This is a genomic window from Miltoncostaea marina, from assembly GCF_018141525.1.
In the GTDB taxonomy this organism is placed as follows: Bacteria; Actinomycetota; Thermoleophilia; order Miltoncostaeales; family Miltoncostaeaceae; genus Miltoncostaea; species Miltoncostaea marina.
The window spans coordinates 1697806-1724597 of the sequence record NZ_CP064655.1; the positions used below are offsets into that span (position 1 = coordinate 1697806).

Sequence of the window (26792 nt, forward strand, 5' to 3'; positions counted from 1 at the left end):
GCTTTTCCGCATGCATACACCGGAGCCCGGGCCCGGGACCACCCGCCCGGCCACGCGCCGCTCAGCGCCGCGCGGCCCCCGCCCCGCCGAGCGCGGCCACCGCCTTGAGGAGGTCGTGACGGGCGACCAGGCCGACCAGGCGCCCGCCCTCCAGGACCGGCATGCGGCGGATGCCGAGCTCGGCCATGCGCCGCATCGCCTCCCACAGCGGCTCGTCGGCGTCGGCGGTCGTCGCCTCCTCCATCACCTCGGCGAGCCGCCGGCCCGCCACGGCCGCCAGGGCGCCCTCCAGTTGCTCGGGGCTCTGCGCCCACAGGTCCATCAGCCGCGGCGCCGTGGTGGCGGGCATGGCCATCGGGACCGTCGCCTCCGCCAGCTCGAGCCGCGCCTCCGTGAACAGGCCGGCGACGCGGCCGGGGTCGTCCGCCCTCACAACGACCACGCACCCGATGCGGTCGCGCACCATGGCGGCGGCGGCCTCGGCGACCGACGCGGTCGTGGGCAGGCTCACCGCGGGGCTCGTCATGACGTCGCGGACGCGCACGGGTCTCCTCTCGCGTGCGCGGACGCTATCGGACGGGGGTCGGCCCGGCACGAGGGCCGCGGTGGCCGCGGTCACACCGCCCGCGGACGTCGCTCATCTCATGTCTTCCTGATCCGACAGGGATAGTGGTCCACCAGGGAGGCACCCGAATGAGCACCACCGTCACCGGCGACCTGCAGGTCGCCGGTGAGGCATACGCCGTGCCGATCGCATCGATCGAGGAGATCGTCCCCTACGAGCGCCCGCGGCCCCTGCACGGCGCCCCCGCCCACGTGGTCGGGGTGATGGCCTGCGCGGCACGGTGCTGCCGGTGACCGAGCTCGCGGTGTTGCTCGGCGGCAGGACGGCCGAGACGGGCGACCGCACGACGGTCGTCTTCGAGCTGCCCCACGGCAGCGTCGGCGGGATCGTCGACGAGGTCACGCAGGTGGCGACGCTCCGGACCGACGAGATCGAGCCCGCCGAGGCCCTCGGCGACCTCGCCTCCGAGGCCGTCGCCGGCCTCGTCCGGCGCGACGGCGCGCTCGTGGTCCTGCTGGACGTCGATGCCCTCCTGGGCGGGACGACCGGCCCCGGGGCCTGACCCCGGCCCCTTCTCCACCAGGTCCGGCGCGCCGGGCCGCAGACAAGGATGTCCACAGAGATGACATGGCTCTCCAACCTCCGCCTCGGACGCCGGCTGATGCTCGGCTTCGCGGCGGTGCTCGCCCTCACCGCGGTGGTGGGCGGGCTCGCGATCCTGAACATCAGGTCCGTCGACGCGGACTACAGCGCGACGCTCCACGACACTGAGACAGAGTTCGCGGCGTTCGGCGAGCTCCGCGCCGATCTGGCGGCCGAGATCGCGACCGCGCTGCGCTTCCAGCTGACCGGCGCGCCCGAGGACGGCACCGCGTACAGGGAGCGCGCGGCGGCGACGAACGAGACGTTCCGACGCACCATGGCGCTGCCTCACGACGGCCGGGCGAAGGAGCTCCTGGCCGACGCGACGGCCGCGCACGACGAGATGGCGGTGATCTACGGCCGCGCGAGCACGCTCAAGACGAGCGGGCGCGACGCCGCGGCGACGCGGGTAGTCCTCACCGCGGGCGAGCCCCGCGAGCGGCTGTTCGACGACCTCACCGCCCTCGACGAGCACCGGCGCGAGATCGCCGACGCGACGAGCGTCGACCTCAGCGCCTCGACCAGCCGCACCGTCTGGATCGTCGTCGCCATCCTCGTCGCGGCGATCGCCGTGGGCGCGGTGCTGGCGCTGCTGATCACGCGCTCCATCGTGCGCCCGCTGACCCGCGTCAGCGAGGCGGCGAGCACGACGGCCGCCGGTGACCTGACGGTGGCGATCGGCGCCGTCGAGAAGGACGAGGTCGGCGACGTGGCCCGCAGCTTCGACGCGATGGTGTCCTCGATGCACGCGGTCGTCTCGAGCGTGCTCGAGCAGGCCGCCCGGGTCAACGAGACGGCCGGCCAGATCGCCGCCGGCTCGGAGGAGACCGGCCGCGCCGTGGCCGAGATCGCCGGCACCGTGGAGGGCGTCGCCACCGGCTCCAGCGAGCAGGCGCGCTCGGTCGCCGAGGTGACCCAGGTGGTCGGCGAGATGGCCAGCGGCGTGGAGCAGGTCGCCGCCGGCGGCCAGCGCGCCGCCGGCGCCTCGAACGAGGCCGACGCCGCCGCCCGCGAGGGCAGCCGCACGGTCGTTGACGCCACCGAGGCGATGGGCCGCATCGAGCACGCCGTGGACGGCGTCGCCGAGGTGGTCGGCGGCCTGGGCGTGAAGTCGCGGGAGATCGGCCAGATCGTCGGCACGATCACCCAGATCGCCGACCAGACCAACCTGCTGGCCCTGAACGCGGCCATCGAGGCCGCCCGCGCGGGCGAGCAGGGGCGCGGCTTCGCCGTCGTCGCCGACGAGGTGCGCAAGCTGGCCGAGGAGTCGCAGGCGGCCGCCGGCTCGATCGAGGCGATCATCCGCGACATCCAGCGCGAGACCGAGCGGGCCGTGTCCGCCATGGACGAGGGCCGCCGCGAGGTCGGCGAGGGCTCGGCGAAGGTCACCGCCGCGGGCGGCGCCTTCGAGGCGATCCGTCAGCGCGTCGCCGACGTCGCGGGCGAGGTCTCGCAGGTCGCCGCCGCGGCCCAGCAGCTCGAGGCCGGCGCCGTGCAGGTGCAGGACTCGATCGGCGCCGTCGCCGCGGTCTCGGAGGAGAACGCCGCCTCGGCCGAGGAGGTCGCCGCCTCGACCGAGGAGACCACCGCGTCGGTCGAGCAGCTGTCGGCGTCGGCCGCCGGCCTGTCGCAGCAGGCCGACGAGCTCAACCGGATGGTCGCCCGCTTCACGGTGTGACCGCCTGAGCCACCCGCCGGGGCCGCGGTCCCGGCGGGTGGCTCAGGCGATCTTGCGCACGATCAGGTAGCCGTCCTCCTGGTCGACCACCCGCTCCACCGCCGGCACCTCGTGCCCCGGCACGAGCACGAACTGCTCCGAGTCACGATGGATCGCCTCGTAGTGCCGCGGCCGGATGTCGATGCGCAGCCGGCAGTCGATGTCCGAGCACTCGCAGAAGAAGCCGAACGGGGCGTCCGCGTCCTGGTCGTCCTCCTCGCGGATCTCGCCCAGGCGGTCCTTCATCCGCCGGTTGAGCTCCTCCATGAGCTCCTCGTTCCGGCGCAGACGGCGCGGATCCGCAGGCAGTTCCTCGTGGTGCACGCCGCGCCCCCTTGTCGGTCAAGACGACCCCTCTTCTATCAGGCGCCGACGGCGCCGCGGGTCAGGGCGAGGGCGTCGCCGCGTCCTCACTCGCCGCCACGTCCGCCGGCCCGGTCTCGTCGGGCCAGCCCTCGTTGCCCTCGAGGGTCGCGGGCTGCACGCCCGGGCCCTCCCGTCCGTCGTCGGACGCCCACCGCCCGGCCTCGCCCGGGTCGCCGGCTCGCCTCGGGTCCATCGCCCACCTCCTCGATCGCGTCGCCTCCGGGGCTACCCGCCGCGGGTCCCGGCGACGCCGCCGGGCGTCAGCGCCGTCGCGCGCGGGCGTCGGCCTCGTAGCGGGTGAGGTCGAGCACCCAGAGCCAGGCGAGGCGCGTGAGGCCGTCGCGGGAGCGGGCCGAGGCGACGTTGACGGCGACGTCGGTCCCGGGGGCCGGCTCCTCGAGGCCGACGGCGCGCGCGAACTGGTCGGGCCCCAGCTCGGCCAGCGGCGCGGTGAGGCTCACCACGTGGAGGGGGGTCAGGTAGACCCGGCGGCCCGCGTAGTAGGAGAGCCCGTACCGGGACAGCAGCGTGCCGAGCGCCAGGGCCGGGTCCCGCGCGAGGGCGGCGGCGTGCTCGGCGGAGTCGGCCGGCACCCGGTAGCCGGCGTCCACGGCGACGCGGCCCTCGACCTCGTTGACGCTCGTCGCCAGCGCCGTCCACGGCGCGCCGCCCGGCGCGGCGCGGGTCCAGAGCCGCAGCGTCGCCACGGGGCCCTCGTAGGCCGCCGCGGCGTCGGGCCGCTCGACCGCGTCGTGGGCGTGGGTCTGGCGCAGCACGTCGCGGCTCATCGCGGCGTAGCGGGCGGCCGGCACGCGCAGGGAGGGGCCCGAGGGCGGCTCGTCCGCGCGGGCGGGCGCGAGCGCCTCGGCGATCTGCTCGGGGGTCTGGTGCGGGGGCATCCGCGGCAGCCTACCGGTGCGGCCGGGCGCCCCGGACGGGTGATCGTCGTGCCCTGGCGGTTTCAGGTTCGCGCGTTGGGGACAGTAGGGTGGCGGAAATGCAGGGCCAGTGCCACGCTCGATGGAGGCCCGCCGCAGCCGCGGGCGCGCTCGCGTGCGCCCTGGCCGCCGCGCCCGCCGCCCTCGCCGCCCCGCCCGTCATCTCCGGCGCGGACGACGAGATCTGGAACCGGCCGCCCGAGTACACCGTCACCGGCGACCCCGACGCGACCTACTGGTGGACCAGCACGGCGCCGCAGCTCTCGTTCAACCGCGGCAGCCCCTTCACGATCCGCCTGCCGCAGAACATCCGGGACGGCCGTCACACGATCCTCGTCTGGACGGGCCGCGACTCCCAGGGCGAGGACCGCACCGAGAGCGCGCGGCGGACCTTCGTCGTCGACCGCACGCCGCCCGGCCCGCTCACGATCACGGGGGCGAGCACGATCGCCGCCGGGCAGCCGGTGACGTTCGGCTGGAGCGGCGGCGAGGCCGGCGCGCGGTTCAGCTGGCGCGTCGACGCGCCGACCGGCCAGATCCAGGGACCCGTGGAGACGACCAGCCCGGTGGCCTCGCCGGCCCCGCTGCAGCCCGGTGCGTACACCCTGGTGGTGCGGCAGATCGACGCCGCCGGCAACGCCGGCCCCGAGGCCGCGGCCGCCTTCTCGATCGTGTCGGTCCCGCCCGCCGCCCCGGCGTCGCCGGCGCCGGCCCCCGCCGCGCCGTCGCCCATCGCCGCCGGGGCCCTGCCGCTGCCGACCGGCCCCGCGCTCATCCGCATCGCGCTGCCGTCGCAGAACGCCGGCCGGCTCACGCCGCGCCGCGCGGCGGTCGTGCGCACGCGCCGGCCGATGCTGCGGTGGAAGCGCGGCCCGCGCGGCACCCGGCTCTACAACGTGCAGATCTTCCGCGTCGACACCAGCCGGATGGCCTCGTCGAACGCCGTGCGGCTGCGCAAGCTGCGCAGCGTCTTCCCGCGCCGCAACCGGATGCGCGCGCCGAGGCTGGTGCTGGGCGCCTGCTACGTCTGGCGCGTGTGGCCCTACCGCACGGACGACTTCACGAAGCGCCCGCTGGGCGTGAGCAACTTCTGCGTGGCCCCGCGCCGGCGCCGCTGAGCGGGGCGACCCCCATGCGGCGCCTGTCGTGGGCGTCCTACGGCACCGCGGTGGGGCTCGGCCTGGGGACGGTCGCGGCGATGGCGCTCGACGCGCAGGTCGTCGCGCCCGCCGGCGCCGCCGTCGGCGCCGTCGCGGGCGTGGTGATCGGCCGGCTGCGGGAGCGGCGGACGCGGCGGGCCCGGTGAGGGCCGTCGTCGTCGCCGAGCCGGGCGGCCCCGAGGCGCTCGCGCTCGCGGAGGTGGACGACCCCCGGCCGGGGCCCGGCGACGTGGTGCTCGAGGTGGCCGCGACGGCGGTCAACCGCGCCGACCTGCTGCAGCGCGCCGGGCGCTACCCGCCGCCGCCCGGCGCCGGCCCGATCCTCGGGCTGGAGGCCTCGGGGGTGGTCGCCGAGGTCGGCGAGGAGGTCGAGGGCTGGTCGGCGGGCGACCGCGCCATGGCGCTGCTGTCGGGCGGCGGCTACGCGGAGCGGGTCGCCGTGCCGGCGGGCCAGCTGCTGCCGGTGCCGCGCGGCATGGACCTCGTGCGGGCCGCGGCCGTGCCCGAGGTCTTCCTCACCGCCTTCCTGTCGCTACGGCACCTGGCCGGGCTCGCGCCCGGCGAGACGGCGCTGGTGCACGCGGCGGCCAGCGGCGTCGGCACCGCGGCGGTGCAGATCGCCCGCGAGATGGGCGCCCGCAGCGTCGGCACCGTGCGCCGCGAGGCGAAGGCCGACGTGGTGGAGGAGCTCGGCGCGACCGCCGTCGTGGCCCGCGACGGCCGCTTCGCCGACGAGGTGCGCGCCGCCACGGACGGCCGCGGCGCCGACGTGATCCTCGACACGGTCGGGGCCTCCTACTGGGACGAGAACGTCCGGGCGCTCGCCCGCCTCGGGCGCATCTCGGTGATCGGCCTGGTGGGCGGCCGCCGCGCCCAGGTCGATCTCGGCGCCCTGCTGCCGCTGCAGGCCACCGTCCGGGCCAGCACGCTGCGCGGGCGCACCCCCGACGAGAAGGCCGCCCTCGTGCGCGACTTCGCCGCCTGGGGCTGCCCCCGGCTCGACGACGGCCGCCTCGTGCCGATCATCGACCGCGTCCTCGCGCTGGAGGAGGTCGCCGCGGCCCACCGGGCGGTCGGCGACGACGCGACCGTCGGCAAGGTGGTCCTGCGGGTGGCCGGCGGGGGCGCCGGCGGCTGAGCGCGCATCCGCAGGGCCGCCCGGGTCATGCGCTACGGTTCACGCCCGTCCACTCCCGGACCGGAACGGAGACGTGATGAAGAAGCTGCTGGTGCTGCTCGCCCTGGGCGGCCTCGCCTACTGGCTCGTCAAGGACCGCCTCGGCGGGGAGCCCGACGAGTTCGTCTTCACCGAGGCGCCGCCGGCGGGCGAGCCCGAGGTCGCCTCGCCGCCCCCCGCGGTCTGACCCGGGGGCGGCGCCGCCCGTGACGCTCCGCCTCGGCGACGCCCACCGCGCGGCGGCGGACGCGCTGGACGCCGAGCTGCGCGCCGGCGCCGAGGCGATCGGCGTCGGGCTGCAGCCGCACCTGCGCCGCCTCGCGCCGGGGCTCACCCGCCCGCGCGAGGGCGACGCCGGAGAGGCCGACGCCACGCTCCTCGAGCTCGACCTCGAGCGCGACGGCGAGCCGGACGCCCTGAGCCTCGTCGCCTGCCTCGCCGCCCACCGCGGCTACGTGGCGTCCCGGGGGGAGCCCGACGGCGTCAGCGCCGGGGCGCTGGCGATCGCCCGGCTGCTCGTGTGGGGTCAGCGCGCCGCCATGCTCGGGCCGGCGCCGCGCATCGAGTGGATCGGCCCGGCCGCGCGGCGACCCGAGGCCGGCGACCGCCTGGCCCTGTCGGCGCGCTGCGCGCTCGAGATGGGCGGCGCCACCCGGCGCGCCGAGGCCGTCGCGCTGATCGCGCGGCCGTAGGCGCAGGCCGCGCGAGCGACCGCCGCGGGCGGGGGCGGACGGTCGGCGGCGCCAGCGGCGTCCCGACCCCCACGCCGCCCGGCGGCCGGCGGGGCCGCGAGCGCGTCCCGCCAGCGCGTCGTCCAGGCGGGATCGGCCCTCCGCAGGCGCGCCGTGCGAGGGTTCTCGCGCATGGCCCAGCGGACGTCGGGTGGGGCTCCGCCACGAGGGCGGCTCGGCGGCGAGCGGCTCGCCGCGTCGCGCGGCCACGCGCCCGAGGCCGACGACGCCCGCCATCAGACGACGACCTCCGGCCGGTTCCCCCGCGGCCCGGGCAGCCCGGACACCGAGCGCAGGGAGGCCGCCGGATCGGCCGCCGGCGCCGGCGCGTCGCGGTGCGCCGCGACCGACGTCACGGCCTAATCGAGGAACTCCCGCAGGCGCTGGGTGTCGCGGTAGGCCTGCAGCTTGGCGAGCGTCTTGGCCTCGATCTGGCGGATGCGCTCGCGCGTGACGCCGAAGCGCTGGCCGACCTCCTCGAGCGTGCGGGGCTCCTCGCCGCGCAGCCCGAAGCGCAGCTCGAGCACCTTGCGCTCGCGGTCGGTGAGCTGGCCGAGCACCGCGGCGAGCTCCTCGCTGCGCAGCAGCGCGGTGACCGCCTCCGACGGGCTCTGGATGCCCTGGTCCTCGATCAGGTCGCCGAGCTCGGAGTCCTCGTCCTCCCCCACCGGCGTCTCGAGCGAGACCGGCTCCTGGGCCACCTTCTGGATCTCGCGCACGCGCTCGGGCGTGACCTCGAGCTCCTTCGCGATCTCGGCGATGGTGGGCTCGCGGCCGAGGTCCTGGAGCAGCTGGCGCTGCACGCGCGACAGGCGGTTGATGGTCTCGACCATGTGCACCGGCACGCGGATGGTGCGGGCCTGGTCGGCGATCGCGCGCGTGATGGCCTGGCGGATCCACCAGGTGGCGTAGGTCGAGAACTTGTAGCCCTTGCGGTAGTCGAACTTCTCGACGGCCCGGATGAGGCCGAGGTTGCCCTCCTGGATCAGGTCGAGGAAGGCCAGCCCACGGCCGACGTACCGCTTGGCCACCGAGACCACGAGGCGCAGGTTGGCCTCGATGAGGGTCGCCTTGGCGGCCATGTCGCGGCGCTCGATGCGCTTGGCGAGCGAGACCTCCTGGGCGGCGGTCAGCAGCGGCACGCGGCCGATCTCGCGCAGGTACATGCGGACCGGGTCGCTGGAGCTGGCCTTGACCGAGAGGTCGAGGCGCGGGCCGCCGGCGCTCGGCGCCTCGGCGCCCTCGCCGAGCACCTCGATGTTGAGCTCGGCGAGCACCTGCAGCAGCTGCTCCTGCTGCTCCTCGGTGAGGTCGGCGGCCTCCACGACGTCCGCCACCCGCGTGATCGGGACGGCGCCCAGCTCGCGCCCCTCCTGGACGAGCTCCCGGACCTCCTCGAGGGCGGTGACCGAGAGGCCCGTGCTCATCGCTCGCCCCGGAGGGCCGTGCGTACCTTGCGCGCCAGCCGCAGCACCCGCATCCGCTCCCGCTCGTCGCCGGCCTCGCGCAGCTCGGCGGCGCGCCGCTCGAGCATCGGCAGCTCGACCCGCAGGGCGGCCTCGCGCAGCTCCGCCTCGGTCGGGGTGCCGTCGGCCATCTCGATGCGCAGCGCGATCGCCAGATCCTCCAACTCGTCCGGCCAGGCGTCGAGGTCGATCTCGCCCCGGCGCACCAGCTCGAAGGCCCGCCGGTGGGCGCCCTCGGCGAACGCCTCCGGCGGCAGGCCCTCCACGTAGGGGCGCGCCGCGCGCGGCAGCTCCACGGCCATGGCCAGGAAGCGGCGCTCGCGCACCTCGTCGGGCGACGCCTCGCGCTCGGGCAGCACGGCGGCGGGCGCGGCGGCGGCGGGGGCCTCGCCGGAGGAGCGGCGCAAGCGCTCCTCCATCCCCTGGGACAGTCGGAGCAGGCTCGCGGTCAATCGGATCCCCTCGTCCTTCTCGACCGAGTCCGGGAAGCGGCGGAGCAGCGCGGCGATCTCCTCCAACGCGACCTCCCGTCCTCGGGGTGACTCACCCGCCCGCGCGACGCGGGCGGCGATGAGGGAACGTATCAGAGGTTGCGAACTCCGTACGGCTTCGGCCAGTGCGGCGCGACCATCCGCGTCGACGGCGAGGTCGCCCGGATCGCGCCCGGGGGGCAGGGGCACCGCGGACCACGCCAGGTTGACGTCCGCGGCCGCCTCCACGCTGCGCCACGCCGCGCGCTCGCCGGCCGCGTCGGCGTCGAAGCACAGGCGCACCTCGGGGGCCCAGCGGCGCAGCAGGCGGATCTGCTCCGTGGTGAGCGAGGTGCCCATGCACGCGACCGCCGACCCGACGCCCGCGGCGCGCAGCCCGAGCACGTCCGTGTAGCCCTCCACCACCACGAAGAAGCCCTCGCGCGCCGCCGCGCCCCGCGCCTCGGCCAGCCCGAACAGCAGCGTGCGCTTGCGGAAGTTGGGGCCCTCCGGCGAGTTGACGTACTTCGCGCGCTGCGCCGGATCGAGGGTGCGCCCGCCGAAGCCCTGCACCCGGCCCTGGCCGTCGGCGATGGGGAACATGATGCGCGAGGTGAAGAAGTCCGCCGCGTTGCCGCCGCGCCGGCGCGCCAGGCCCGCGTCGACGAGCTCCTCGCGCGTGAACCCCTGGCGCAGCGCGCGCTGGGCGAGCCGCGCGCCCCCGCCCGGCGAGTAGCCCACCCGCAGCTCGCGCAGCAGCGCCTCCTCGAAGCCGCGCCCGAGCAGGTACTCCCGGGCGGCCGCCGCCTCGTCGGCCCGCCAGAGGTACTCGGCGTAGAAGGCGGCGGCGCGGTCGAGCAGCTTGCGCCGCCGGTCGACGACCTGGCGCCGCGCGGCCTCCTCGGGCGACTCCTCCTCGAAGGTGACCGGGATGCCGAAGCGCTCGGCGAGCGCCTGCACGGCCTCGCCGAAGGTCGCCGCGCCCTCCTGCTCGCGCATCCAGGTGATCGCGTCCCCCGTGGCGTGGCAGCCGTGGCAGTAGTAGCGGCGGAAGTCCGGCGGCAGCAGGCTGAACGACGGCGAGCGCTCGTCGTGGAAGGGGCACCTCCCCCACCAGCGCCCGCCCCGGCGCACCAGCTCGACGCGGCCGCGCACCAGCTCCACCAGGTCCGCGCCCTGGCGGACCGACTCGACGCTCTGGGGGGAGATGAGGGGCACGCGCCTCCAGCGGTCCGACGACGTCCGGGCTGTCCGCGGAGGATAGGGAGGCGCGGCGGGCCGGACCGTCCTATCCTCGGTGTCGACCGCGACAAGGAGGACGACGATGGGCCTCTTCCCCTGGACGAAGCCGGCGATGGTCGCCGAGGAGGACGCCCTCCCCGGGCGGGCCGCCTCCATGCCGGTCACCGGGACGCACTTCGTGCTCGGCACGCCGATCGAGCCGCCCTTCCCGCCGGACACGGAGGAGGCCGTCCTCGGGCTCGGCTGCTTCTGGGGCGCGGAGCGGGTCTTCTGGCAGACGCCCGGCGTGCACACCACGGCGGTCGGCTACGCGGGCGGCCACACGCCCAACCCGACCTACGAGGAGGTCTGCTCGGGCCTGACCGGGCACGCCGAGGTCGTGCGGGTGGTCTTCCGGCCCGCCGAGGTGTCCTACGAGGAGATCCTGCGCCGCTTCTGGGAGGCGCACGACCCCACCCAGGGGATGCGCCAGGGCAACGACGTGGGCACCCAGTACCGCTCGGCGGTCTACACCACCTCCGAGGCGCAGCGCGCCGTGGCCGAGGCCTCGCGCGACGCGTACGCCGCGCGCCTGGCCGAGGCGGGCTACGGGCCGGTCACGACCGAGATCGCGCCCGCGGGCCCCTTCTACTACGCCGAGGACCACCACCAGCAGTACCTGGCGAAGGTGCCCAACGGCTACTGCGGCCTGGGCGGCACCGGCGTGAGCTGCCCCGTGGGGGTCGTCGCCGCCGAGTAGGCCCTACAGCGGCCCCTCGCGCGGCACGAACGCGTCGAGGAAGCGCCGCAGCGCGTAGCGGTCCGTCATGCCGGCCACGTGGTCCGTCACCCGGGTCACGGGGTCGGCCTCGGCGGCCGGCGGGAGCTCCTCGGGGTGGGTCTCGTACCAGTCGACCAGGCCGCGCACGACGTTGCCGGCACGGTCGGCCTCGACGCTCGCCGGCGGCGCCAGGTAGACGCGCTCGAACATGAACCTGCGCAGCCGCAGGAACGCCGCGCCGATGTCCGGCGACTGGCGGATCTCGTCGGCGTCGCGGCTGGCCTCGATGACGTCGGCCACGAGGGTCGTGAGCCGCTCCGACGTGGTCGCGCCAAGGATCGCGACCTCGTCGGCGGGCAGCGCCCCCGGCGCCACCACCCCGGCGCGCAGGGCGTCGTCGATGTCGTGGTTGACGTAGGCGACCCGGTCCATCAGGCGCACCACCTGGCCCTCGAGGGTGGCCGGCCGCCCCGGCCCGGTGTGGTGGAGGATGCCGTCGCGCACCTCGTCGGTCAGGTTGAGCCCGCGCCCGCCGCGCTCGAGCACGTCGACGACGCGCAGGCTCTGGACGTTGTGCCGGAAGCGCCGCCCGTGGCGCTCGCGCAGGAGGGCGTCGAGGGCCGCCTCGCCCGCGTGGCCGAACGGCGCGTGGCCCAGGTCGTGCCCCATGGCGATCGCCTCGACCAGGTCCTCGTTGAGCTCGAGCGCGCGCGCGACGGTGCGCGAGACGGCCGAGACCTCCAGCGTGTGCGTGAGGCGGGTGCGGTAGTGGTCGCCCGCCGGCGCGACGAAGACCTGCGTCTTGTGCTTGAGCCGGCGGAACGAGGTCGAGTGGATGATCCGGTCGCGGTCGCGCTGGAAGGCGGTGCGGTAGCGGCAGGGCTCCTCGCGCGCCGCCCGCGTGGCCGCCTCCGCCCGGGCCGCGCGGGGGCCGAGCGGCGGCTCGCGGGCCCAGACCCGGTCCGCGCTCACACCGCCGGCAGGAGCGGGATCGGGAAGACCCACGGGCCGGAGGCGCGCCGCCCGCGGTCGGCGTCGGCCTCCACCGTGCCGACCGTCACCGTCAGCCGGCGCACGTCCTCGGGGATCGCCGGGGCCACCACGAGCGCGCCCTCCAGGCGGTTGCCCTCCGGCCGGCCTTCCGTCGGTGCCACCCGGTAGCGGCGCCCGGCGTCGTCCACCACGGCGACGTCGAGCACGCACATCGCGGTGCGGGTGCGGGCGTCCGAGGCGTGGCACATGTAGCGCAGGCGGGCGCCGGCGTCGTGGCGCTCGAGCGCCACCATCGCGATGTCGAGGCCCTCGACCGACTGGATCTGGTTGACGGGGACCACCTCGCGCAACGAGGACGGCACCAGGTCGAGCGCCTGCGGGAACGGCTCCGGCACCTCGCCCCACGCCTCGGGCGGCTCGCCGGCCGGGACCTCCGGCGCGGGCGCCGCCTGCGGCGAGCGGTGCTTCCACACGCCGGGGGTCTCGCGGAAGATCTCCACCAGCGTGCGGTGCGACAGCGCGCGCCCATCGTCGGGCACGTACACCCCGCGCGCCTCCCCCGCGCGCGCCAGCGCGAACAGCGCCGCGGGCGGGCCGGCGGGGTCGGTGCGGTCGGCGTAGTGGAGGCGGGTGACCCGCCAGCCCTCGGCGATCAGCTGGACGAGGTCGGCCAGGCTGGCGAGCTCGTAGTGGCGGTCGGAGGCGGCCATGCCGCTCAGGCGCTCACCGGGCGCCGCCCTCGGTGATCCGCTCGAAGTCGGCGATCCGCGCCAGCACCCCGGCGGCGCCGCGCACGAGCCCGTAGCGGCGGGCCCGCACCCCGGGGTCGTCCGCGTTGACGAGCACGTCGGTGAAGAAGCGGTCGACGGCCTCGGCGAGCCCGACGGCCGGCGCCAGCGCCCCCGCGAAGTCGCGCGCCTCGCGCGCGGCCTCGATGCGCGGCAGGGCGGCGTCGGCGACCTCGCGCAGCGCGGCCTCGCCCGGGTCGTCGCCGTCGGCGACCGGCGCGTCCTCGGGCGGCCCCTTGCGGGCGAGGCGGGCGAGGCGCGTGCTGGCCGTCCAGACGGCCTGGAAGTCCGCCTCGTGGCGGGCCGCCTGGATCGCCCGCGCCCACGCCGCCGTGGCCGTGAGGCCGCCGAGGCCGGCGCCGAGCGCGGCGGTCGCGGCCTCCGGGCCGACCCCCTCCAGCCCGAGCACGTAGACGACGCGGTCGGCGAGGAAGGCATCGACCGCGTCGGCCGTCGCCTCGCGCGACAGGACCAGGTCGGCGCCCTGGCCGGCGAACGCGTCGTAGGCCCCCTCCACGAGCTCGCGCAGCGGGGCGTCCCAGCCGCGGTCGAGCGCGATCCGCACCAGCCCGAGCGCGGCCCGGCGCAGGCCGTACGGGTCCTTCGAGCCGGTCGGCGCCTCGTCGGCGGCGAACGCGCCGACGAGGTTGTCGATCTTCTCCGCGGCGGCCACGATCGCCGCGGCGGGCGTGGAGGGCAGCGGCGAGTCGGCGCCCTCCGGCAGGTACTGCTCCTCCACGGCGGTCGCCACCTCGCCCGCCACGCCCGCGCGCCGGGCGTACTCGGCGGCCACGTAGCCCTCGAGCTCCGAGAACTCCGCCACCAGCACCGCGCCCTGGTCGGCCTTCGCCAGGCGGGCGGCCTCGACCGCGTGCCCGCGGGTCGCCGCGTCCGCCCCCAGGAGGTCGGCGAGCCGGCCGGCCCCGGCCACGAGGCGGTCGCGCTTGTCGGCCATGGAGCCGAGCCGCGTGTGGAAGACGATCGCGTCGAGGCGCGCGTCGAGCGCCTCCAGCCCGGCCTCCAGGTCCTTGTCGAACGAGAACTCTGCGTCCTGCAGGCGCGCGTCGAGCACGCCCTCGTTGCCGCGGGTGATCGTCTCCGCGTGGCGCGGGTCGCCGTTCGAGACCGCCAGGAAGGCCGGCAGCAGGGCGCCGCCGCCGTCCTCGAGCGGGAAGTAGCGCTGATGGCTCTGCATCGCCGTCACGAGCACCCGGGCGGGGAGGCGCAGGTGGCGCTCGTCGAAGGCGCCGGTCACGACGCTGGGCCACTCCACGAGGAAGACCACCTCGTCGAGCTTGCCGCCGGGGTCGCTCCACGAGCCGCCCACCGCGGCCGCGGCGGCGTCGAGCCCCTCCACGATGGCCTCCCGCCGGGCGGCGTGACCGGGGATGACGGCCGCCTCGCGCAGCGCGGCCGCGTAGTCGCCCGCCGCGCCGATCGTGACCGGGCCGCCCAGGAAGCGGTGCCCCATGCTGACCTCGCCGGCCGTCAGGCCGTGGAGCTCGAAGGGCACGGTCCGCTCGTCGACCTTCGCCACGATCCAGCGCACCGGGCGCGAGAAGCGCAGGCCGGTGCCGGCGCCCCAGCGCATCGTCTTCGAGAAGCGCAGGCCGTCGACCAGGCGGGCGGCGATGCCGGGCACCAGGTCGGCCAGCGGCCGGGCCGGCTCGGCGATCTCGGCGACGACGAACTCGCGCCCGCCGTCCTCGCGCACCACCAGGTCGGACACCGCCACGCCCTGCCCCCGGGCGAAGCCCTCGGCGGCCTTCGTGGGCGCGCCGTCGGGCCCGAAGGCGGCCGACGCGGCAGGGCCGCGCACCGTGCGCGAGCTCGCCGGCTGCTCGGCGGGCAGGCCGGCGGCGATCACGGCGAAGCGCCGCGGGGCGACGTGCACCTCGACGGCCGCCTCGCCCAGCCCGAGCGCCGCGAGCGCGGCCGCGGTCAGCCCGGGCGCCTGCTCGGCGATCTCGCGGCAGGCGCTGGAGGGCAGCTCCTCGCAGCCCACCTCGAGGAGCAGGTCAGGCATCGGCCGGCTCCCCCGCCGTCAGCTCCAGGTAGGCGCGGGCGCAGCGCGCGGCCAGCGCGCGCACGCGCCAGATGTACGCGCCGCGCTCGGTGACGCTGATCACCCCGCGGGCGTCGAGCAGGTTGAAGGCGTGGCTGCACTTCAGCACCTGGTCGTAGGCCGGCAGCACGAGGCCCTCCTCCAGGCAGCGTCCGCACTCGGCCTCGTGACGGGCGAACGCCTCGAACAGCGTCGCGGTGTCGGCGACCTCGAAGTTGTAGCGGCTCCACTGCGCCTCGTTGCGCTGGTAGATGTCGCCGTAGGTGACGCCGTGGCCCCACTCGAGGTCGTAGACCGAGCGGACCTCCTGCAGGTACATGGCGATGCGCTCGAGCCCGTAGGTCAGCTCGACCGAGATGGGCGTCAGGTCGATGCCGCCGGCCTGCTGGAAGTAGGTGAACTGGGTGATCTCCATCCCGTCCATCCAGACCTCCCAGCCGAGCCCCCAGGCGCCGAGCGTCGGCCCCTCCCAGTCGTCCTCGACGAACCGGATGTCGTGCTCCTCCGGCCGGATGCCGAGCGCCCGCAGGGAGCCCAGGTACAGTTCCTGCACGTCGTCGGGCGACGGCTTGAGGATCACCTGGTACTGGAAGTAGTGCTGCAGGCGGAAGGGGTTCTCGCCGTAGCGGCCGTCGGTGGGCCGGATGGACGGCTCCACGTAGGCGACGCGCCAGGGGTCCGGGCCCAGGCTGCGCAGCAGCGTCGCCGGGTTGAACGTGCCCGCGCCGACCTCGGTGTGGTACGGCGTGGTGACCAGGCACCCCTGCTCGGCCCAATAGCCGGAGAGTCGCGCGATCACGTCCTGGAAGCTGGCCCCCGCCACGTCGGGGGAGTCTACCCGGCGGCGGCGGGCCCATCGGCGCCGTCCGGTGGGCGACTTGACCCGCGCGGTCCGGCCCGCCTGAATCCCTGCCGTGGGCACGTTCGCGGCGCCGCCGCTCATCGAGACGAAGCTGCGCCCGCCCGACCGCCGGCCCGGGCTCGTGGCGCGACCCGGCCTGCTCGCGCGCCTCGACGAGGCGGTCGAGCGGCACCGGCTGACGCTGGTCGGCGCGGGGGCCGGCTGGGGCAAGTCGACGCTCGTCGGCGAGTGGCTGGCCGAGCGCGGCCACCCGGCCGCCTGGGTGGCGCTCGACCCGTCCGACGACGACCCGGCGCGCTTCTGGGGCTACGTGACCGAGGCCCTGCGGCGGGCGGGCGTGCCGGTCGACGACGCCACCGCGGGTGCGCTGGCCGGCGGCGGCGAGACGCTCGGCGCGGGGCTCTCGTCGCTGCTCAACGCCGTCGCCGCGCTCGAGCGACGGGCCGTGCTCGCGCTCGACGACTTCCACTGCGTGTCCGCGCGCGCCATCCACGAGGCCGTCGCCTTCCTGGTCGAGCGCCTGCCCGCGTCGCTGCGGGTGGTGATCGCCTCGCGGGCGGACCCGCCGATCGGCCTGCCGCGGCTGCGGGCCCGCGGCGACCTCGCCGAGATCCGCCCGGACGAGCTGCGCTTCAGCGAGGCCGAGGCGGGCGCGCTGCTCAACGACGGCGTCGGCCTGCGCCTGGCCCCCGGGCAGGTCGAGCGGCTTCGCGCGCGTACGGAGGGCTGGGCGGCCGGCCTCTACCTCGCCGGCCTCTCGCTCCGCGGCCGCGACGACGCCGACGCCTTCATCGGCGAGTTCGCGGGCGACGACCGCCTGGTGGTCGACTACCTCGCCGAGGAGGTGCTCGGCGCGCTGCCGGCCGACCGGCGCGCCTTCCTGCTGCGCACCTCCGTGCTCGAGCGCCTCACGGCGCCGCTGTGCGACGCGGTGACCGGCACGGCCGGCGCGGCGGGGACGCTCGCCGAGCTCGAGGCCTCCAACCTGTTCCTCGTCCCGCTCGACAGCCGCCGCGGCTGGTACCGCTACCACCACCTGTTCCGCGAGCTGCTGCGCCACGAGCTGGCGCTGACGGCGCCCGCGGAGGTGGCGGAGCTGCACCGGCGCGCCGCCGGCTGGCACCTCGCCGAGGGCGAGGTCGATCAGGCCATCGAGCACCTCGCCGCGGCCGGCGAGATCGAGCGCGCGGCCGACCTGATCGCGGAGCACTGGGCCGACTACCACTCGAGCGGCTGGACCGTGACCACGCAGCGCTGGCTCGGCCTGCTCCCGCCCGGCCGGGCCGAGCGCGACCCGCGCCTGTGCCTGGCGCAGGCGCTGATCCAGATCAACCTCGGCCGGGCCGACGATGCCGCGCCCTGGGTCGACGCGGCCGAGCGGGCGGCGGCCGCGCCGGGCGCGCCCGGCGACCCCGCGCTGGTGGCGGCGGGCGTGGCGGCCTGCCGGTCGCTGGTGCACCTGCTGAACGGCGAGGAGCCGGAGGCCGTCGCGCAGGGGCGCGTCGCCCACCGCCTCGACGCCTCGCGGGGCACCTGGTGGCGCGCGATCACCTGCCTGGCGCTCGGCATCGCGCTGCAGGCCGTGAACGAACTCGACGAGGCCCGCGACGTGCTGGAGGAGGCCGTCGCCGCCGCGCACGACGGCAACGCGTGGCCGCCGTGCGTCGTGGCCCTGGGCCACCTGGCCGGGCAGGCCCTGGAGCGCGGCGACCTGGCGCTCGCGGAGCGCCGCGCGCGCGAGGCGATCGAGCTGGCGGCGGCCGAGCGCCACGCCGAGTACCCCCACGCCGCCGGGGCGCACGCGACCCTCGCCCGCATCCTCGCCGGGCGCGGCGAGATCGACGAGGCCCTGGCGCTCGCCGAGCGCTCCGTGGCCCTGGCCCGGCGCGGGCGCTCGGTGACCGAGACCGCGTACTCGGTCCTCAAGCGGGGGTCCGTGCTCCTGGTCGCGGGCGACCGCGACGCGGCCCGCGCGGCGGCCGCCGAGGGTCGCCGGCTGCTGGCGCCCGCCCGGGGCGCGGTGTACCTCACCGCGATCCTCGAGCGCCTCGAGGCGCGTCTCGGGGAGGCGGGCGCCGGCCGGCCCGGGCCCGCCGCGGGCGGCCCCGCCGCGGCCGGCCCGCTCACCGAGCGGGAGCTCGCCGTGCTGCGCCACCTGACCGGCTCGGCGTCGCTGCGCGAGATCGCCGCCGAGCTCTACGTCTCGCACAACACGGTCAAGACGCAGATCCGGTCGATCTACCGCAAGCTGGGGGCCGCCACCCGTGACGAGGCGGTGGCCCGCGCCAGGGAGCGGGGCATCCTGCCCCGCCCGCTGGCGCCGGACGCCCGCGGGCGCTGACCCCTCAGGCGACGGCGCGCTCGGCCGCGCGCGCCAGGCGGACGATGGCGTCGCGCATGGCCGTCTCCTGCATGCCCAGGCGGGCGGCCTCGCGATCGGGGATCGCGACCTCCAGCCGCACGCGGCACCCGCCGGCGTCGGGCGCCAGCGTCCAGCGGAAGACGATGTCGGTGAGGACGCAGGAGATCACCACCTGCTCGCCGACCCGGCCGGCCTCGACGGCCGTCGGCCACACGCTGCCGCCGGAGTGGCGGGCGACCCCGCCCTCCCCGCCGGTCACCGCGTCGGTGCCCGTCCACCATTCCGGGTAGCGCCAGGGGTCGTACAGGAGCTTCCAGACCTCCTCCGCCGGCGCGGCGCAGCGCAGCTCCTCGGTGAAGGCCGGCATCAGCCGCCCACCCCGAGCGGCCCGGCGAGCCGGTCGCGGTAGCCGTCGAACTGCGCCTGGTCGGCCAGCGCGCGCGCCTCGGCGACGGCCGCGCGCGCCTCGTCGCCACGGCCGGCCGCGCGCAGGACCTCGGCCCGGTCGGCCAGCGTCCGCCCCAGCTCGACCCCCGGCTCGACGAGCCCGGCGACCGGCGGGCGGCCGAGGTCCACGAGGCTCGCGGCGAAGAGGTCCCCGCGCCCCGCGTCGCCCAGCCTGCGTCGCCAGACCCGCTCCGCCTCGTCGAGGCGCCGTAGGGCGAGCGCGGCGTCGCCCCGCGCCCAGGCCACGCGGCCCTGCAGGCGCGCCATGCGCGCCACGAGCGTGTCGGGCAGGTCGGCCGCGCCCACCGGCTCGAACGGCACCCTGGCGAGCTCCTCCTGCGCCGCGGCCGGCCCCTCGGCGTCCAGGCGCGCCTCGGCCAGCAGCAGCCGCGCGAGCGGCCGCGGCACGGCCCGGCCCGGGCCGTCGAGGGCGGCCCGCAGGCGGCGGACCGCCGCCGCGGGGCGGCCGCCGGCCAGCGCGACGATGCCGCGATCGAGCTCGGCGCCGGCCTCCCGCGCCGGGTCGCCGGACCGCACGGCCAGCGCGGCGGCGGCCTCGGCGGCGGCGGCCGCCTCGGCGTGGCGCCCGAGGCGGGCGAGGGCGTGGGCGCGGGCCGCCTCGATGAAGCCGGCGAGCACCGGGCCGGCGTCGCGGGCGCCGTCGCCGGGCACCCCCTCCGTCAGCTCCAGGGCCCGGGCGAACGCCCCGCGGCAGGCGGCGGCGGACGCCGCGTTGGCCCACGCGACGTGCGCGATGTCGCCGCGGCCGGCCCGCCGCGCGAGGGCGGCAGCCTCGCGGTAGCGCCGCTCCGCCTCCTCCATGCGCCCGCGCCGTGCCAGCCCCGCCGCGCGCGCCAGTGCCAGCTCGGCCGCCAGGACGCGGTCGCCGGCCGTCTCGGGCACCGCCGCGGCAGCCGCCACGAGGCCCTCGACTCGCTCCGGGTCGCCGGCGACCGCCTCCGACCAGGCCGAGCCCGCCAGCGCCAGGGCCGTCAGCTCGGGGGCGTCGAGGTCCGCCTCGGCGATGACGCCCAGCGCCCGGCCGTACGCCTCGAGGGCCTCGCCGGGCACGCAGAGCGTCGTCCGCAGCCAGCCGCCCCGGGCCACGAGCGCGGCCGCCAGCGCGCGGGGCTCGCGCGCGGCCGCGATCGCCCGCTCGGCGCCGGCGAAGGCCGCCGCCGAGGCCTCCCGCCGGCCCCGCCACGCCTCGGCCGCCGCCAGCTCCATCCACAGGTCCGCGGGGGCCGGGCCGGCCTCGTCCAGGCCGAGGGCCTCCCTGAGGTAGGCGGAGGCCTCGTCGAGGGCGCCGAGCGAGCGCGCCTCGGCCGCCGCGGCGGCCAGCCGGTCCCGGGCGCCCTGCGCGTCGCCCGCGCCGCGCAGGTGGCGCGCGACCTCAGCGGCGGCGGACCGGGGGCGCGCCGCGAGGGCGGCGGCCAGGGCGCCGTGGACCCAGGCGCGCCGCCCGGGCGGCAGCTCGGCCGCGCACGCCCCGCGCAGGAGCGCGTGGCGGACGGCCGTCCGGCCGTCGGCCCTCGCGTGCAACAGGCCCGCGCCGACGCCGGCCGCGATCGCCTCCGGGAGCGCCTCGGCGCCCACCGGCAGGGCGAGCTCGGCCGCGTCGAGCGGCCGGGCGGCGACGACCAGCAGGTCGACGACCAGGCGCGCCGCCACCGGCAGCCGCGCGAGCGGCCCGCGGACCGTGGCGCGCAGACCCTCCGCGGGGTCGTCGCCCTCCAGCAGCGAACGGGCGGATGCGGCGGCCAGCAGCGGGTTGCCCTCGGCGAGGCCGACCGCCCGCTCGCGCGCCTCGGCGCCGAGCCCCGGGGCCGCGGCCGCGACCACCCGGCGCACGTCGTCCGCCCGCAGCGGGCCCAGGGCGAGCTCGGCCCGCAGCGCGCCGCGCCGGCGCAGCCCCTCGAGCGCCAGCTCCAGCTCGCCGTTCACCACCGCCGCCCGGCGCGTGACGAGCAGCAGCGCGTCCATCTCCGGTAGCCGCCGCCCGAGGTACGCGAGCAGCGCGAGCCCGGCCGCGTCGCCGAGGTGCATGTCCTCCAGCACGAGGAGCAGCGGCGCGTCCCGGGCCACCCACCCCACCAGCGCGACCACCGCCTCGAACAGCCGGGCCCGCTCCACGTCCGGCGACGCGGCGGGCGGCGGCGGGCGGCGGCCCCAGGCGGTCTCGATCGCCGGCGACAGGCGGGCGAGCTCCGCGGCCCAGGCGGCGCCGGCGGGCGGATCGGGCGCGGCGGCGACCAGGCCGGCGAGCGCCTCGGACCAGGCGGCGAACGGCGGCGCCCCCTCGAGCTCGAGTCCTGCACCCGCCGCCTGGCGCGCGCCGGACGCGACGGCGTACGCGATCAGCTCCTCCGCCAGGCGCGTCTTGCCGATGCCCGCGTCGCCGCTCAGCACCGCGACGCCGCCGCGGCCGGCCCGCGCCCCGTCCCAGGCGCGGCGCAGCAGCGACAGCTCCGCGTCCCGGCCGACGAGCGCCGGGGCCGGCGCGCGGGCCGCGGCGCGCGCGAACGGGCGCCCCTCGTCGGGCGCCTCCAGGCCGGCGGCGAGCGCCCGCGTCTCGGCCGTGGGCGCCACGCCCAGCTCGGCGGCGAGCGCCGCACGGCAGCGGCGGTAGGCGGCGAGCGCGCCCTCCCGGCGCCCCTGCAGCGCCAGGCGCCGGATGAGGGCGCGGTGGGCGCTCTCGCGCAGCCGGTCGTGGGCGAGCGCGCGCCGCGCCCAGCCGGCCGCCGCCGGCAGGTCGCCGGCGCGCTCGGCGGCGTCGCCCAGACGCTCGAGCACCGCGACCAGGCGCTCGCGCGCCTCGTCCTGCGCGGCGAGCGCCCACTCGTCGGTCAGGTCGGCCAGGAGCGGGCCGGTGGCGAGCGCGGCGGCCTGCTCCAGCGCGCCGATGTCGTCCGACGCCGCGAGGACGGCGAAGCGCTCGGCGTCGACCTCGCGCGGGCGGTCGGCGGCGATGCCGGCCGTGCGCCGGTCGGTCACAAGATAGGCGCCGCCGCCGGCCTCGTCGAGCGCCCGCCGGAGCACCCAGAGGGCGCCGCGCAGCGAGGCGAGGGCGCTCGCGTCCATGACGTCCGGCCAGAAGCGCCCGGCCAGGCGCAGGCGGGGGTGCGGGCCGGGGTGGAGCAACAGGAAGGCGAGCAGGGATCGGGCACGCGCCGAGGCGATCCGGGGCACGGGGCGTCCGTCGATCTCGATCCGGAGCCCGTCGAAGAGGCGCGCGCGCAGCACCGGCCGATCGTCCGCCCCGCGCCCGGCCGCCGTCAACGCGCCCGCGGGTCGGACGGCGCGCGCTTTGACGCTGCGGCTCACGCTGCGATGACGCTCGGCCGCGACGGTGCCCCCACAGGTGATCCCGCAGCCGGAGGTGGCGCGATGACGACGACGACGTTCGACCCCGTGGCGGTCAAGGCCACGACCCGCGAGCAGTGGCAGGAGGCGGCCGACGCGTGGCACCGCTGGGGCCCCGCGATCGAGCGGTGGCTCGGCGAGGCGACGGAGGTGATGCTGGACATGGCCGAGGTCGGCCCCGGCGACCGCGTGCTCGACGTCGCCGCCGGGGCGGGCGGCCAGAGCCTGGTGGCCGCGCGCCGCGTGGGGCCCACCGGCCGCGTGCTCGCGACCGACATCTCGGGGAACATCCTCGAGCACGCGGCCGCGTCGGCCCGGGCCGCCGGCCTGGCCAACGTGGAGACCGCGGTGATGGACGGCGAGGACCTCTCCGCGGTGGAGCAGGCCTCGTTCGACGCCGCCATCTCGCGCGTCGGCCTCATCTACTTCCCCGATCAGGCGGCCGCGCTCGCCGGCATCCGCCGGGCGCTCCGGCCGGGCGGCACGGTCGCGGTGATCGTCTACGGACCCCCCGAGCGCAACGGCTTCTTCTCGATGCCGGTCGGCGTCATCCGGCGGCGCGCCCAGCTCCCGGCGCCGCTGCCGGGCCAGCCGGGCCCCTTCAGCCTCGGGGCGCCCGGGGTGGTCGAGAAGGCGCTCGCCTCCGCCGGCTTCCGGGAGGTCCGCACCCGTGTCGTCCCCTCCCCCGTGCGCATGGCCTCGGCGCAGGAGTGCCTGCGGTTCGAGCGGGAGTCGTTCGGCGCCCTCCACCAGATGCTCGCCGGCCTCGACGAGGCCGCGCGCGAGGCCGCCTGGGACGAGGTGGGCGAGGCGCTCGCGGCGTTCGAGGGACCCGAGGGCTTCGTGGGCCCCTGCGAGATGATCGTCGCGGCGGGCACCCGGTAGGCGGGACGACGAGGGGCCCGGCATCGCCGGGCCCCTCCCCCCACCCCCTCGGCGACCGGCGGCTAGGCCGTCGAGCCGGCCGAGTCGGCCCGCCCCGGCCCCGCGTCCGCGGGTGCCGCCGGAGCCGCTCCGGCCGCGTGCTCGCTCAGGCCGATGCGGTCGTGCAGGCGGCGCAGCGGCCCGGGCGCCCACCAGTTCCACCGGCCGAGCAGCGCCATCAGCGACGGCACGAGCAGCGCCCGGATGATCGTCGCGTCGATCAGCACGGCCAGGGCCGTGCCCACTCCGAGCTCCTTGATGAGCGTGATCCGCGACGTGGCGAACGCGCCGATGGCGATGGCGAACAGCAGCGCCGCGGCCGTGACGATGCGCCCCGTGCGCTGCAGCCCCAGGGCCACGGCGTCGGACGTGCCGGCGCCCGCGTCGTGGGCCTCCTTGATGCGCGACAGCAGGAACACGGCGTAGTCGGTGGACAGGCCGAACGCCATGGCGCCGAGCAGGATCGGCTGCGTCAGGTCGATCGCGCCCGCGCTGCGGTAGTCGAGCAGCCCCTCCAGCCGGCCGTCCTGGAACACCCACACCAGGATGCCGAGCGTCGCGCCGAGGGTCAGCAGGTTCATCAGCACGGCCTTCAGCGGCAGCAGCACCGAGCCGGTCATCAGGAACAGGGCCACGATCGTCGTGATCGCGATGAGCCCGACCGCCCACGGCAGGTGGGCGGCGATGCTGTCCTTCTGGTCGACGAAGCTCGCCGACAGGCCGCCCACCAGCGCCGGGTAGGGCGCGTCCGCCGCGCGGACCTCGCGCACGAGGCGCTGGCTCGACTCGGCGAGGCCCGACTCGGCCGGGAAGACGTCGATGCGCCAGGCGCCGCCCGCGACCTGCTGCGGCGGCGTCGCGCCGGCCGCGCCCGGCAGCGCGCCGAGGCGCTCGGCGTAGGCGCCGAGCTCGGCGGCGGTCGCCTCGCCCGGGGGCGCGGCGAGCACCAGGTAGACCGGCGTGCTGCGGTCCTGCGGGAACTCGGTGTCGAGGCGGTCCGCCACCTGCCGCGCGCTCGCGCTCCCCGGCAGCACGCTCGCGTCGACCGAGGTGAAGCTGATGCCGGCGGCCGGCAGGGCGACCACCACGAGGGCGATCGCGGTGACGCTCGCCACGATCGCCGGGCGGCGCATGACGGCGTGCGAGAGCCGGTACCAGAAGCCGGAGGTGGCGGCCTGGTGGGCCTGCTCGCTGCGGCGGCGCCATGCGCGCGGCGCCAGGGCGTTGACCCGGCCGCCGAGCAGGGCGAGCACGGCCGGCAGGACGAGCAGCGCCACCCCGGCCGCGATCGTCGCCACCATGACGCCCGCGATGCCCATGGAGAACAGGAAGCGCTGGGGGAACACCATCAGTCCCGCGAGGGCGGCGGCGACCGTCACGGCGCTGAACAGCACGCTCTTGCCGGCCGTGCGCATCGTGCGCGCCAGCGCGTCGCGGCCGGGGCCGTGGACGCCCAGCTCCTCGCGGTAGCGGGAGATGATCAGCAGGCTGTAGTCGATCGCGAGGCCCAGGCTCAGGCCGATGGCGAGGTTGAGCGCGTAGACCGAGAGCGTCATCGCCTCGTTGAACAGCCCGATCGCCAGGAACGAGCCGAAGATGACCAGGCCGCCCATCAGCGAGGGCAGCAGCGCGGCCACGAGGCCGCGGAAGACCCACAGCGACAGCAGGAAGATGATCGGGAAGGCGAGCATCTCCGCGGAGGCGAGGTCCTCGCCGATGATCGAGCCGGCCTGCTTGCCGACCATCACGGCGCCGCCCAGCGAGACGCCGGGCTCGCCGGCCAGGGCGTCCTCGATGCGGCCCGCGGCGTCCTCCGCGGCGTCGTCGCCGATGTCGCCGAAGGTCACCGCCACGTACGACGCCCGGCCGTCGTTCGAGACGAGCGCGTCGCCGCCGCCGTTGAACGCGGTGACCACGCCGGCCACGTCGCGGTCGGCGGCGATCGTGCGGGCCACCCGCGCGACGACCGCGCGGCCCTCCGGCGAGCGGACCGCGCCGTCGGAATCGACGATCGCGATCAGGCCCGGGTTGGGGTTGGCGCCCGTGGCCTCCACGAGCGCGTCGCGGGCCGCGACGAACTCTGCGTCCGGGTCCTCGAAGCCCGCGCTGGTCAGGTTGCCGGTCAGCGGCCCGCCCACGACGAGCGCCACGGCGAACACCGCGAGCGCCACCGCGATGATGCGCCAGGGCCGGCGTGCGGCGAGGGCGGCGATCGATGTCATCTCATCTCCTCACTGCTGGACGACGGCGCAGGATCCCGGACCTCGACCACCTCGACGCCCAGGTTGCCGAGCGCGGCGAGCACCTCGGCGACCGGCCGGCCGCCGGGGACGCCCTCGATGACGGTCCGGTCGTCCTCGACGCGGCGGCGGACGCCGCCGGCGAGCCCGCGGCAGAACCGCTCGCTCAGGCGTCCACGGACGATTATGCGGAAGGTGGCGGCCACGTCCCCCTCGGGCTCGGCTCCTGCGGGATGCCGCCACGCTCGCGCCGCCCGGGGTGACCCGTCATCACCCCGCCTCCCGGATCACCCGGGTGAATCCCCGCCGGGGTGCCACCGGGGCGCGCGCCGGACGGGGGCGCGCCAATTGGCGCGAGCGCCGTGCGCCAATTGGCGCACGACGGCAGGCGCGTGCGGACCGTGCGCGGACCGTCGGCGATGGACGGGGCTAGAGGGGGGCCGCCGAGCGCAGGCGGACCCCGAGGTGCTCGCGCAGCACGAGGCCGACGAGGCGCTCCACGCCCGCGGCGGCCGGGGGCGGGACGGCCTCGGGCGCCTCGGCCAGGGGGCGCCCGACGAGGCCGGCGAAGGCCGCGAGGGCGGCGGGCTCGACCGGGTCGGCCCCCGCCCCGCAGGCGGCGCAGACGGTGCCGCCTGCGGCGGCCGAGAAGGCGGGCAGCGGCGGCCCGGCGCCGCAGCGGGCGCAGGCGGTCAGCACGGGGAGCAGGCCGCTGACGACCAGGAGCTTGGCCTGCACGCCGAGCACGAGGGGGTCGAGGCGGGCCGGCCCCGGCGGCGCGGGCGCGCGGGCCAGCAGGCCGAGCGCGCGCACGAGCAGGTTCCATGCCTCCTCGGAGGGCTCGCCCTCCGGCATCACCTTCATCACCGTCTCGAGGACGCAGCCGGCCGACTGCAGCCGGTGGCCGGCCACCCACAGGCCGGCGTGCGCGTCGAGGACGGCGGCGCTGCGGATGGTGCCGAGGTCCCCACGCCCCTCGTGGACGGTCACGAGGGCCCGCACGCCCGGCTGCAGGCGGCCGCCCAGGCGGGAGCTCGTGCGGCGGGCGCCCTTGGCGATGGCCGAGACGCGGCCGCGGGCCCGCGTGGAGAGCGCGAGGACGGCGTCGGCCTCGGAGTAGCGGATGCTCCGCAGGACGATGGCCTCGGTGTCGTACGTCCCCACCCCGCCATGATGACGCGCCCCCCGGCGGGGTGCCTCGGACGGGCGTCGCGCTCGACACCGACGCTACGCTTTTCGCATGAATCGACCCACAGTCCGCGTGTACACCAGCGACGGGTGCGGCTTCTGCACCCGTGCGAAGGCCCTGCTCTCGCGCAAGGGCGTCGAGTACGACGAGATCTACATCCCCCGCACCGACTTCAGCGCGCGGCAGGCGCTCGTGGAGTTGACCGGCCGCTACACGGTGCCGCAGATCCTGATCGACGACCGCCCCGTCGGCGGCTACGACGACATCAAGGCGCTCGACGACGCCGGGGAGCTGGACGCGCTGCTGGGCCTGGCCGCCTGAGCGG

Annotated in this window: 25 protein-coding genes and 1 pseudogene; 11 read left to right on the forward strand and 15 right to left on the reverse strand. The window is 77.4% G+C overall.

Annotated elements, in window-relative coordinates; genetic code table 11:
* Positions 1–61: 61 nt before the first annotated feature.
* Positions 62–544 carry a CBS domain-containing protein gene (locus ITJ85_RS08485; protein WP_217912668.1) on the reverse strand — a complete coding sequence of 161 codons (483 nt, stop codon included), beginning with the start codon at positions 542–544 and terminating at the stop codon, positions 62–64.
* Between the two features lie 149 nt (positions 545–693).
* On the opposite strand from ITJ85_RS08485, the pseudogene ITJ85_RS17185 reads away from it, so the two are divergent.
* Positions 694–1127 (forward strand): annotated as a pseudogene (locus tag ITJ85_RS17185) (chemotaxis protein CheW).
* 60 nt (positions 1128–1187) lie between these two features.
* Entirely contained in the window at positions 1188–2885 is a 1698-nt protein-coding gene (locus tag ITJ85_RS08500) for a methyl-accepting chemotaxis protein (RefSeq protein WP_217912671.1), read from the forward strand.
* 42 nt (positions 2886–2927) lie between these two features.
* Here the strand turns inward: ITJ85_RS08500 and ITJ85_RS08505 are convergent, their stop codons facing one another.
* From ITJ85_RS08505 to ITJ85_RS08515, 3 genes are all read right to left on the reverse strand, one after another.
* Positions 2928–3248, reverse strand: a complete 321-nt coding sequence (locus ITJ85_RS08505; RefSeq protein WP_217912672.1) for a hypothetical protein — start codon at positions 3246–3248, stop codon at positions 2928–2930.
* A 61-nt stretch (positions 3249–3309) separates the two neighbouring features.
* Positions 3310–3483 (reverse strand): hypothetical protein, encoded by a 174-nt coding sequence (locus ITJ85_RS08510; RefSeq protein WP_217912673.1) that lies wholly within the window; start codon positions 3481–3483, stop codon positions 3310–3312.
* A 67-nt stretch (positions 3484–3550) separates the two neighbouring features.
* Positions 3551–4189, reverse strand: a complete 639-nt coding sequence (locus ITJ85_RS08515) for a hypothetical protein (RefSeq protein ID WP_217912674.1) — start codon at positions 4187–4189, stop codon at positions 3551–3553.
* Between the two features lie 98 nt (positions 4190–4287).
* Here ITJ85_RS08515 and ITJ85_RS08520 point away from each other — a divergent pair, with 98 nt between their 5' ends.
* The 5 genes from ITJ85_RS08520 to ITJ85_RS08540 all read left to right on the forward strand — a co-directional run bounded on the left by ITJ85_RS08520 (position 4288) and on the right by ITJ85_RS08540 (position 7257).
* Entirely contained in the window at positions 4288–5346 is a 1059-nt protein-coding gene (locus ITJ85_RS08520; RefSeq protein WP_217912675.1) for a hypothetical protein, read from the forward strand.
* 14 nt (positions 5347–5360) lie between these two features.
* Positions 5361–5534, forward strand: coding sequence for a hypothetical protein (locus ITJ85_RS08525; RefSeq protein WP_217912676.1), 174 nt, complete (start codon positions 5361–5363; stop codon positions 5532–5534).
* Complete coding sequence (locus ITJ85_RS08530) at positions 5531–6526, forward strand: NAD(P)H-quinone oxidoreductase (protein WP_217912677.1); 996 nt, start codon at positions 5531–5533, stop codon at positions 6524–6526. Before ITJ85_RS08525 ends, ITJ85_RS08530 begins: the two co-directional genes overlap by 4 nt.
* 76 nt (positions 6527–6602) lie before the next feature.
* The gene (locus ITJ85_RS08535) at positions 6603–6752 is read left to right on the forward strand and encodes a hypothetical protein (protein ID WP_217912678.1); all 150 of its coding nucleotides are present in this window, start codon (positions 6603–6605) and stop codon (positions 6750–6752) included.
* 19 nt (positions 6753–6771) lie between these two features.
* Positions 6772–7257 (forward strand): hypothetical protein, encoded by a 486-nt coding sequence (locus ITJ85_RS08540; RefSeq protein ID WP_217912679.1) that lies wholly within the window; start codon positions 6772–6774, stop codon positions 7255–7257.
* A 398-nt stretch (positions 7258–7655) separates the two neighbouring features.
* Here the strand turns inward: ITJ85_RS08540 and rpoD are convergent, their stop codons facing one another.
* A complete protein-coding gene (gene rpoD, locus ITJ85_RS08545) occupies positions 7656–8723 on the reverse strand; it encodes an RNA polymerase sigma factor RpoD (RefSeq protein WP_217912680.1) in 1068 nt (355 codons plus the stop codon).
* A complete protein-coding gene (dnaG, locus tag ITJ85_RS08550) occupies positions 8720–10450 on the reverse strand; it encodes a DNA primase (protein WP_217912681.1) in 1731 nt (576 codons plus the stop codon). Before dnaG ends, rpoD begins: the two co-directional genes overlap by 4 nt.
* 106 nt (positions 10451–10556) lie before the next feature.
* Here dnaG and msrA point away from each other — a divergent pair, with 106 nt between their 5' ends.
* The gene (gene msrA, locus ITJ85_RS08555; protein WP_217912682.1) at positions 10557–11213 is read left to right on the forward strand and encodes a peptide-methionine (S)-S-oxide reductase MsrA; all 657 of its coding nucleotides are present in this window, start codon (positions 10557–10559) and stop codon (positions 11211–11213) included.
* Positions 11214–11216: 3 nt separating this feature from the next.
* Here the strand turns inward: msrA and ITJ85_RS08560 are convergent, their stop codons facing one another.
* The 4 genes from ITJ85_RS08560 to ITJ85_RS08575 are packed head-to-tail and all read right to left on the reverse strand — an operon-like array spanning position 11217 to position 15903.
* Positions 11217–12206 (reverse strand): deoxyguanosinetriphosphate triphosphohydrolase, encoded by a 990-nt coding sequence (locus tag ITJ85_RS08560; protein WP_217912683.1) that lies wholly within the window; start codon positions 12204–12206, stop codon positions 11217–11219.
* Positions 12203–12937 (reverse strand): hypothetical protein, encoded by a 735-nt coding sequence (locus ITJ85_RS08565; RefSeq protein ID WP_217912684.1) that lies wholly within the window; start codon positions 12935–12937, stop codon positions 12203–12205. The genes ITJ85_RS08560 and ITJ85_RS08565 overlap by 4 nt, the downstream gene beginning before the upstream one ends.
* Before the next feature lie 13 nt (positions 12938–12950).
* Positions 12951–15041, reverse strand: a complete 2091-nt coding sequence (gene glyS / locus ITJ85_RS08570) for a glycine--tRNA ligase subunit beta (protein ID WP_217912685.1) — start codon at positions 15039–15041, stop codon at positions 12951–12953.
* Positions 15034–15903, reverse strand: a complete 870-nt coding sequence (locus ITJ85_RS08575) for a glycine--tRNA ligase subunit alpha (protein WP_246496226.1) — start codon at positions 15901–15903, stop codon at positions 15034–15036. The genes glyS and ITJ85_RS08575 overlap by 8 nt, the downstream gene beginning before the upstream one ends.
* 91 nt (positions 15904–15994) lie before the next feature.
* On the opposite strand from ITJ85_RS08575, the gene ITJ85_RS08580 reads away from it, so the two are divergent.
* On the forward strand, positions 15995–18283 hold the full coding sequence (locus ITJ85_RS08580; protein ID WP_217912687.1) for a winged helix-turn-helix domain-containing protein: 2289 nt from the start codon (positions 15995–15997) through the stop codon (positions 18281–18283).
* 4 nt (positions 18284–18287) lie between these two features.
* Here the strand turns inward: ITJ85_RS08580 and ITJ85_RS08585 are convergent, their stop codons facing one another.
* Together ITJ85_RS08585 and ITJ85_RS08590 are read right to left on the reverse strand one after the other, a co-directional pair.
* Positions 18288–18671, reverse strand: a complete 384-nt coding sequence (locus ITJ85_RS08585) for an SRPBCC family protein (RefSeq protein ID WP_217912688.1) — start codon at positions 18669–18671, stop codon at positions 18288–18290.
* A complete protein-coding gene (locus ITJ85_RS08590) occupies positions 18671–21994 on the reverse strand; it encodes an ATP-binding protein (protein ID WP_217912689.1) in 3324 nt (1107 codons plus the stop codon). Before ITJ85_RS08590 ends, ITJ85_RS08585 begins: the two co-directional genes overlap by 1 nt.
* A 144-nt stretch (positions 21995–22138) precedes the next feature.
* Between ITJ85_RS08590 and ITJ85_RS08595 the strand changes: the two genes are divergently transcribed.
* Positions 22139–22999, forward strand: coding sequence for a class I SAM-dependent methyltransferase (locus ITJ85_RS08595; RefSeq protein ID WP_217912690.1), 861 nt, complete (start codon positions 22139–22141; stop codon positions 22997–22999).
* A gap of 62 nt (positions 23000–23061) precedes the next feature.
* On the opposite strand, the gene ITJ85_RS08600 is transcribed toward ITJ85_RS08595, so the two are convergent.
* From ITJ85_RS08600 to recO, 3 genes are all read right to left on the reverse strand, one after another.
* Positions 23062–25260, reverse strand: a complete 2199-nt coding sequence (locus ITJ85_RS08600; protein WP_217912691.1) for an MMPL family transporter — start codon at positions 25258–25260, stop codon at positions 23062–23064.
* Positions 25257–25484: a hypothetical protein gene (locus ITJ85_RS08605; RefSeq protein ID WP_217912692.1), complete on the reverse strand. Its 228-nt coding sequence runs from the start codon at positions 25482–25484 to the stop codon at positions 25257–25259. Before ITJ85_RS08605 ends, ITJ85_RS08600 begins: the two co-directional genes overlap by 4 nt.
* Positions 25485–25707: 223 nt before the next feature.
* Positions 25708–26442, reverse strand: a complete 735-nt coding sequence (recO, locus tag ITJ85_RS08610) for a DNA repair protein RecO (protein WP_217912693.1) — start codon at positions 26440–26442, stop codon at positions 25708–25710.
* 76 nt (positions 26443–26518) lie between these two features.
* Between recO and ITJ85_RS08615 the strand changes: the two genes are divergently transcribed.
* A complete protein-coding gene (locus ITJ85_RS08615) occupies positions 26519–26788 on the forward strand; it encodes a glutaredoxin domain-containing protein (RefSeq protein WP_217912694.1) in 270 nt (89 codons plus the stop codon).
* The last annotated feature ends 4 nt before the right edge of the window (positions 26789–26792 follow it).